Origin of the sequence: Hydrogenimonas thermophila (assembly GCF_900115615.1) — a bacterium.
GTDB classification, from domain to species: Bacteria; Campylobacterota; Campylobacteria; order Campylobacterales; family Hydrogenimonadaceae; genus Hydrogenimonas; species Hydrogenimonas thermophila.
The window spans coordinates 1-1538 of record NZ_FOXB01000087.1; the positions used below are offsets into that span (position 1 = coordinate 1).

Genomic DNA, 1538 nt, shown 5'->3' on the forward strand with positions numbered 1-1538 from the left:
AGTGTTGAAACAATGCACTTTTACAAAGATACTGCATTAAATGAAGATAAATGCAAAGTCAATAAAGGTGCTTTTGCATTATCTATTCTTAGAAGGATAGTGTACACTTAAGTTCGCAATTTTGAGATAGACTTCTCGGTGAGAGAAAACAGAAAAGGAGAAGTCTATCCATGAGAAATGATAGCGAAATTTTCAGAAGAATTCTAACCGGATTTGTGGCTGAAGAGGATCCACTTCTTTCGATGATGAAATGGATGATGGATCAGTTGATGAAGATAGAGGCAGAACAGAAAGTTGGAGCTGTTAAAGGAGAGCACAGCAGTGAACGTAAGAGCTATTTCAGCGGCTATCGTCCGCGTCGGTTCGATACGAGACTGGGGACAGTGTATCTGATGATACCCAAGATTCGCAAAGGAGGCTACATTCCCTTTTTCATCACTGAAAAGCGCCGAAGTGAACAGGCATTGATTTCAATGGTCAAAGAGGCGTATGTTAATGGTGTATCAACACGAAAAATCGAACGTCTAGCCAAAGAGCTTGGTATAGCTAATATCTCCGCATCCCAGGTATCCCAGATCAACAAAGGCTTGGATAAACAGGTAGAAGAGTTTCGAAACCGTCCGCTTGAAAAAGAGTATCCTTTCGTATGGGTCGATGCTTTATATGAGAAAGTGAGAAATTATGAAGGGCGTGTTGTTTCTTCAGCAATAATGATAGCATATGGTGTATCAATGGAAGGTAAGCGTGAAGTACTTGCTATCGAGCCGTTTAGCGCTGAAACCACCGAAACGTGGAAAGCCTTTTTCGACAGACTCAAAGAGCGTGGTGTAGAGAAGATTGCACTGTTGATCAGCGATACCCATTACGGTATCCAAAGAGCCTTCAAGGAAACTTTTATAGGTGCTTCATGGCAACGCTGCAAAGTTCACTTTATGCGTAACATCATAGCCCATATTCCGCCAAAGGCAAAAGAGATGTTTGCTGCGAAACTCAAACAAATTTGGCTACAGGAGAGCAAAAAGGATGCGATAAGAGTAGCTCAAAATATTATTGAGGAGTTTAGTAAAAAGTTTCCAGAAGCAATTGAGGTATTGCAAAACGGTTTGGAAGACTCTTTGCAGTTCTACCACTTCACACAGATTGATAAACGTAGAATAAGTTCAACCAATGTGCTTGAGCGTATCAATAAGGAGATCAGGAGACGCTCCAGAGTTGTCTCTATCTTTCCTTCTAAAGAGTCCTACTTGAGGCTTATCGCCTCCTATCTGATGGAGTATACGGAGGATTGGGAGGTGGAGAGAAGTTATATCAGACCAGAGAAACTTCAAGAGGTTATGGAAATCTATGAGGCGCAGCTTAAAGCTGCTTGATATTCAATGAAATACAACTCGCCGAGGAGTAAAATTGCGAACTTTTCTTGACATTATCCTTAGAAGCTTCGTTATCAATATTTTACATTTGAATAAAGTTGAAAATATTGGTAGAAAAATTGTTGAAACAACATATGATCTTACAGAAGCTTTAACACTTATTTGTAT

At 40.1% G+C, this 1538-nt stretch carries 1 protein-coding gene; it reads left to right on the forward strand.

All coding sequences use genetic code 11. The annotated features are described in order from the left end of the window. The first annotated feature begins 170 nt into the window (after positions 1–170). On the forward strand, positions 171–1370 hold the full coding sequence (locus BM227_RS12560; protein ID WP_092914357.1) for an IS256 family transposase: 1200 nt from the start codon (positions 171–173) through the stop codon (positions 1368–1370). Positions 1371–1538 lie beyond the last annotated feature (168 nt).

Coding starts and splice junctions, on each gene's coding strand:
- BM227_RS12560 (WP_092914357.1), top strand. CDS start 171: ATGAGAAATGATAGCGAAATTTTCAGAAGAATTCTAACCGGATTTGTG.